The organism is Brevibacterium renqingii, from assembly GCF_017808105.1.
GTDB lineage: Bacteria > Actinomycetota > Actinomycetes > Actinomycetales > Brevibacteriaceae > Brevibacterium > Brevibacterium renqingii.
The window spans coordinates 222,919-228,918 of the sequence record NZ_JADBHF010000006.1; the positions used below are offsets into that span (position 1 = coordinate 222,919).

Annotated in this window: 6 protein-coding genes; 1 reads left to right on the forward strand and 5 read right to left on the reverse strand. The window is 63.9% G+C overall.

What is annotated here, in order from left to right:
- Positions 1–63: 63 nt before the first annotated feature.
- From IHE57_RS08405 to IHE57_RS08425, 5 genes are all read right to left on the reverse strand, one after another.
- Entirely contained in the window at positions 64–1,062 is a 999-nt protein-coding gene (locus IHE57_RS08405; protein WP_209325743.1) for an NAD(P)H-dependent flavin oxidoreductase, read from the reverse strand.
- A gap of 204 nt (positions 1,063–1,266) precedes the next feature.
- Positions 1,267–2,043, reverse strand: coding sequence for an enoyl-CoA hydratase (locus IHE57_RS08410; protein ID WP_209325742.1), 777 nt, complete (start codon positions 2,041–2,043; stop codon positions 1,267–1,269).
- Positions 2,040–3,095, reverse strand: coding sequence for an enoyl-CoA hydratase/isomerase family protein (locus IHE57_RS08415; protein WP_209325741.1), 1,056 nt, complete (start codon positions 3,093–3,095; stop codon positions 2,040–2,042). Before IHE57_RS08415 ends, IHE57_RS08410 begins: the two co-directional genes overlap by 4 nt.
- Position 3,096: 1 nt before the next feature.
- The gene (locus IHE57_RS08420; protein WP_209325740.1) at positions 3,097–4,263 is read right to left on the reverse strand and encodes an acyl-CoA dehydrogenase family protein; all 1,167 of its coding nucleotides are present in this window, start codon (positions 4,261–4,263) and stop codon (positions 3,097–3,099) included.
- Between the two features lie 123 nt (positions 4,264–4,386).
- The gene (locus IHE57_RS08425; protein ID WP_209325739.1) at positions 4,387–4,902 is read right to left on the reverse strand and encodes a MarR family winged helix-turn-helix transcriptional regulator; all 516 of its coding nucleotides are present in this window, start codon (positions 4,900–4,902) and stop codon (positions 4,387–4,389) included.
- 34 nt (positions 4,903–4,936) lie between these two features.
- Between IHE57_RS08425 and IHE57_RS08430 the strand changes: the two genes are divergently transcribed.
- On the forward strand, positions 4,937–5,629 hold the full coding sequence (locus IHE57_RS08430) for an SOS response-associated peptidase (RefSeq protein ID WP_209372368.1): 693 nt from the start codon (positions 4,937–4,939) through the stop codon (positions 5,627–5,629).
- The last annotated feature ends 371 nt before the right edge of the window (positions 5,630–6,000 follow it).

Below are 6,000 nucleotides of genomic sequence, written 5' to 3' on the forward strand. Positions count from 1 at the left end.
CCGGCACGAGTCGAGCCCGGCTCCCCGACACTGGGGAACCGGGCTCGCTGCTCTCAGGCAGGCTCAGCGCAGGCGCGTGAGCAGCTGCTGCTTCGCCTCCTCGAACTGAGAGGCGAAAGTGCCGACGAGTTCGGCCGTCGTCTGCTGCATGCCCAGAGCGCCGATGCCCTGCCCGGAGCCCCAGATGTCGCGCCAGGCCTTCGCCTCCGAGTCCGGGTCAGTGCCGAAGTCCATCTTCGTCGGATCGGCCTCGGGCAGGTTGTCCGGATCGAGACCGGAAGCGACGATCGAACCGCGCAAGTAGTTGCCTTTGACCCCGGTGAAGTAGTTCGAGTAGACGACGTCATCGGCCCCTGATTCGACGATCATCTTCCGATAGTCTTCGACGACATTCGCCTCGGGCGTGGACAGGAACGCCGATCCGATATATGCGAAGTCCGCGCCCGCCGCCAGCGCCGCGAGAATCGACCGACCGTGGGCGATGGCACCGGAGAGCAGCAGAGGACCGTCGAACCACGACCGGATCTCCTGCACGAGGGCGAACGGAGACTGTGCACCGGCGTGCCCGCCTGCGCCTGCGGCTACGGCGATGACACCGTCGGCGCCCTTCTCGACGGCCTTGTGGGCGAAGCGGTTGTTGATGACATCGTGGAGGACGACGCCGCCGTAGGAATGGACGGCCTCGTTGACCTCCTCGCGGGCGCCCAGGGAGGTGATGACGATCGGAACCTCATGGCGGACGACCTCGGCGAGGTCGGCTTCGAGTCGGTTGTTCGAACGGTGGACGATGAGGTTGACCGCGAAGGGAGCGGCCGGCCGATCAGGGTTGGCCGAATTGAAAGCGGCGTTCGACTCGGTGATCTCGTCGAGCCAATCCGCCAGCAGCGATGCCGGTCGCGCATTGAGGGTGGGGAAGGCACCGACGATTCCCGCCTGGCACTGAGCCTTGACGAGCTCGGGGCCGGAGGCGATGAACATCGGGGAGCCGAAGACGGGCAGTCGCAGCTGGGAGGACAGATCGGTGAGAGAGGACACGATGCCTGCTTGAGTAGATGAATGCATGCCCCCACTTTAACTGAACGATTGTTAAATGCGATATCCGCCACATCCGCATGTTCGGTGTCCGCCGAAGATCGTCCGCGCCGAGGCCTGCGCCAGCAGAGACCGCTCGATGCCCGGATCAGGGCGCGGTCGAGAGCGGGCCTGAGACGAACACGGCGCAGACCCGAAGAGGGGCCTGCGCCGTGGATCGAGCTGAGAGCGAGATCAGGAGTCCGTGAAGTTCGGATCCCTCTTCTCGACGAAGGCGGCCATGCCCTCGGACTGGTCGTTCGTGGCCAGCGAGGAGTGGAAGAGGCGGCGTTCGTAGCGCAGCCCCTGTTCGAGAGTCGTCTCGAACGCGGTATTCACCGCTTCCTTGACCATCGCCGAGGCGACCCGGGACTTGCCTGCGATCGTCCGGGCGATCTCGGTGGCCGTCTCGAGCAGCTGCTCGGGTTCGACCACGCGGGCGACGAGGCCGGAACGCTCGGCCTCCTCGGCGTCCATCATCCGACCGGTCAGGCACATGTCCATGGACTTCGCCTTTCCGATGGCCCGGGTCAGCCGCTGCGATCCGCCCATGCCCGGCAGCACGCCGAGGTTGATCTCCGGCTGGCCGAACTTCGCCTTCGTCGAGGCGATGAGGATATCGCCCATCATCGCGAGCTCGCAGCCGCCGCCGAGCGCGAAGCCGCCGACGGCGGTGATGACCGGCTTACGCACGTCGGTCAGGCGTGACCAGCCGGCGAACCAGTCGGCCTTGTACGCGGTGGCGAAGTCCAGGCTCGACATCTCCTTGATGTCGGCCCCGGCGGCGAATGCCTTCTCGCTGCCGGTGATGATGATCGCCTTGACCTCGTCATCGGCGTCGAACCCGGTGGCGGCATCGGTGATGTCCGTGAGCACCTGCAGGTTGAGCGCGTTGAGCGCCTTCGGCCGATTGATGGTGATCGTGGCGACGCCGGACTCGACGGCGGTGAGGATGGTTTCGTATTCGCTCATGAGAACACCTTCTCTTCGTGATCGGTGGTGAGGATGGACTCGACGGTTTCGTCGCTGACATCGGCCAGGGTCGCCGGGCTCCACTGCGGATTGCGGTCCTTGTCGATGACCTGAGCGCGGATGCCCTCCTTGAGATCGGGTCTTTCCGTCAGCGCCACGGCGACGCGATAGTCCTGTTCGAGGACTTCGGCCAGGGACATGGATGCGGCCTTCCGCAGGGCGGCCAGCGTCACCTTCACCGAGGTGGGGGCCTTGGAGCCGATGAGCTCGGCGGTGGCCTGAGCGTCGGGATCCTCGTGCGCGGCGAGGGCTGCGACGATGTCCTCGGCGCTGTTGCCGACGTAGCATTCGTTGATCCAGTCGGCCGCCTCGGCGAGCTCATCGACCGGTGCTGCTGCGGAGTACTTGCCGAGAACGGCGTCGAGCTCCTGTCCGGAGGTCAGATCGGAGATGAGATCGGGGATCCGCGCATCGGGAACGTAGTGGTCGGCGAGCCCGAGGGCGATCGCGGTGCCGGCTCCGACCGGTCGGCCCGTCAGCGCGAGATGGGTGCCCAGCTCACCGGGCGCATCGGCCAGCAGATGCGTTCCGCCGACATCGGGGAACAGACCGATCCCGGTCTCGGGCATGCCGACCTTCGTCGAATCCGTGACGATGCGGTGTGAGCCGTGGCCGGAGATGCCGACGCCTCCGCCCATCGTGATGCCGTTCATGATGACGACATAGGGCTTGGGGAATTCGGAGATCGCGTGATTCATCTTGTATTCGCGATTCCAGAACTTCGCGTTCTCGTCGCTGCCTGCCACGATGTCGTTGTACACCGCCTTGATGTCCCCGCCCGCGCACAGGCCGCGCTCTCCGCGACCGGTGACGAGGACGAGGGAGACCGAGTCGTCATCGCTCCAGGCGCTCAGGGCATCATCGATGGCGCCCACCATCTCCTGGCTGAGCGCATTGATCAGCTTCGGTCTGTTGAGTTCGATTCGGCCCACCCCGTTGGAAACCGAGGTGACGACGGAGTCGTCCGTCCGCTGTGCCGAAGTATCTGTCATATCAGCCCACTCCTGTGCTCTTGCGCGAGATGATCACGCGCATGATTTCGTTGGTGCCTTCCAGAATCTGGTGGACTCGCAGGTCACGAACCAGCTTCTCAATTCCATACTCTGTCAGATACCCGTAGCCGCCGTGCAGCTGGAGGGCCCGGTTCGCGACCTCGAACCCGGTGTCGGTCGCCTTGAGCTTGGCCATCGCGGACAGGAGCGAGGTGTTGGGATCGCCGGCATCATAGGCGTTCGCCGCCCGCCAGAGAAGGGAACGAGCGCTCTCGAGGTCGGCCTGCATCTGCGCGACCTCGAAGCGAAGCGCCTGGAAGCCGGAGAGTTCGGTGCCGAAGGCCTGCCGCTCGCCCATGTATTCGACGGCTTTCTCCAGTGCGGACTGACCGCCGCCGAGGGAGCAGGCGCCGATGTTGAGACGCCCCCCGTCGAGACCTGACATGGCGATCTTGAAGCCCTGGCCGGGCTCGCCGAGGAGGTTCTCCTTGGGCACGCGCACGTTCTCCATGATCACCTGACGTGTGGGCTGCGCTCGCCATCCCATCTTCCGCTCGTTCGGACCGAAGCTCAGTCCCTCCATGTCCTTCTCGAGGATGAAGGCCGAGATTCCTCGTGCGCCTTCCTGCCCGGAGCGGGCCATGACGAGGTAGGTGTCCGAGGTGCCGGCGCCCGAGATGAACTGCTTGACGCCGTTGAGGACATAGGAGTCACCGTCTTCTCTGGCCGAGGTGCGCAGCGCTGCGGCATCGGAGCCTGCGTTGGGCTCGGTCAGACAGTAGCTGCCGAGGTGTTCCATCGAGACCAGCGGCTGCAGGTACTTCGTCTTCTGCTCGTCGTTTCCGAACTTGTCGATCATCCACGCAACCATGTTGTGGATGGAGATATAGGAGGCGACGGACGGGCAGCCCGTCGACATCGCTTCGAAGATCAGAGCCGCATCCATCCGGCCCATCCCGGTCCCGCCGGCGTCCTCACTCACGTAGATGCCGCCCATCCCGAGGTCGGCGGTCTTCTTGATCACGTCGACGGGGAAGTGGTGCTCAGCATCCCACTCGAGTGCGTGCGGGGCGATTTCGGTATCGGCGAACTCGCGCACCATTCCGGAGACGGTCTGCTGTTCGTCGGTGAGACCGAAGGGTAGGGCAGCTGCGGTGCTGCGGGACATGATTCCTCCAGTGGTCGGACGCGGATATGGTGACCGACCCCACGATACGTCGAAATTACTTGGACGTCCAACTAATTTGCGGCGGAAAGGCGCTCTGGAATCGAGTCCGCACAGTCCCTCGGATCAGCTCCGATCTTCGAGCTCGGAGCGCAGGCTCTCGAGGTGGGGCAGCAGCGAACCGAGATCGGTGCCGGCGAAGTCGGGGGAGGAGAAGACTTCGTCATTGAGCGCGGTCGTCGCGGCGGCTGCGAGCTCGCGGCCGGCCTCAGTGAGGTCGACAAGAGTGGTCCGGCGGTCATCAGGGTGGCTGCGTCGCGCGACGAGGCCTGCCTTTTCGAGGCGATCGACGGAGTTCGTCGTCGAGGTCGCATGAACCTGCAGCCGAGCGGAGATCTTCGACATCGGCAGGGTGCCGGACCTCGTGAAGGACAGCAGGGTGAGGACTTCGTAGCGGGAGAAGGTGAGAGCGAAGGGTTTGAGCGCGGCGTCGACCCGAGCCAGGAAGAGCTGATGGATCCTCATCACCGAGATCACCGTGGTCATGCCGTCGGCCGCTTCGTGCCAACCGTGAGCCAGCCATTGCCGGCGGGACTCCTCGATCGGATCGCGTCTGTTCGCTGTATTCTCTTCTGCCGCCATTGTCGACAGTGTAGTGAAATGAGAAGATGGACGCATGTGCGGCCGACTCAATATGTCTCTCGACCCGGCGGACCTCGCCGACGAGCTTCGGCTGGATGTCGTGTCCTATGACTTCGCGCCGCGATACAACGTTCCCCCGGGAGCATTCGTGCCGATCGTCGTCGAGCGCCTCGATGACGAGGGGCAGCTTCATCGCCGGCTCGAGACCGCGTCATGGGGCCTGGTCCCCGCCTGGGCCAAGGATGTCAAGATCGGCTTCAAGGCGTTCAATGCCCGATCGGAGACCGTGCTCGAGAAGCCGATGTTCCGGCAGGCGATCAGACGGCGGCGCTGCGCGCTGCCGATCCCGGGGTATTACGAATGGGAGACCTCTGAGGAGGGGAAGCAGCCGTGGATGATGAGCGCGGCCGGAAAGGACCCTCTGTTCATGGCAGGCCTCTTCGAATTCTGGAAGCAGCCGGATGGGAGCTGGCTGGTTTCGACGACGATCCTCACCATGGCCTCAGCCGGGCATCTCAGCGACGTTCATCACCGGATGCCGGTGTTCCTCGCGCGCGACTGGATAGATGACTGGATCGACCCGGGAGTCCTCAGTCGTGATGTGCCTGATCTGCTCGGTGCGACGCTGGCCCAGGTCGATCCTGCGAGCGTGACACGGCATAAGGTCGGCAAGGCAGTGGGCAATGTTCGCAATGACTCTCCGGAGCTCGTTCAGCCGGTCGCCTGATGGCTGCGAGGCCCCTGGTCGGGGCTCTTCCGGCAGCGGGGACAGGCCCTTTCCGCAGGCGCGAACGGCGTCGTTTTGCATGCGGCTGAGAATATGTGTACTGTAGTCCAGGTTGCCGAGCCGCAAGGAACGGCAGCAGTCACTCTGATCGGGGACGATTCGGGTAAAGCGAAGTTGAACTTCGGGTTGCACGAGCCGAAAGAACCATGTAGAGTAGACATCCGCTGGCACGGCGAGTCGCAAGACGAAATGTGTATACAGAAACTGATACCCCCAGTGAACGTGACCCGATTGTCGGGTTTCGGTGATGGGTGTGTGTTTGTGGTTTGAGAATCCAATAGCGTGTTTGTTTGAACAAGTTTGTGATGCCA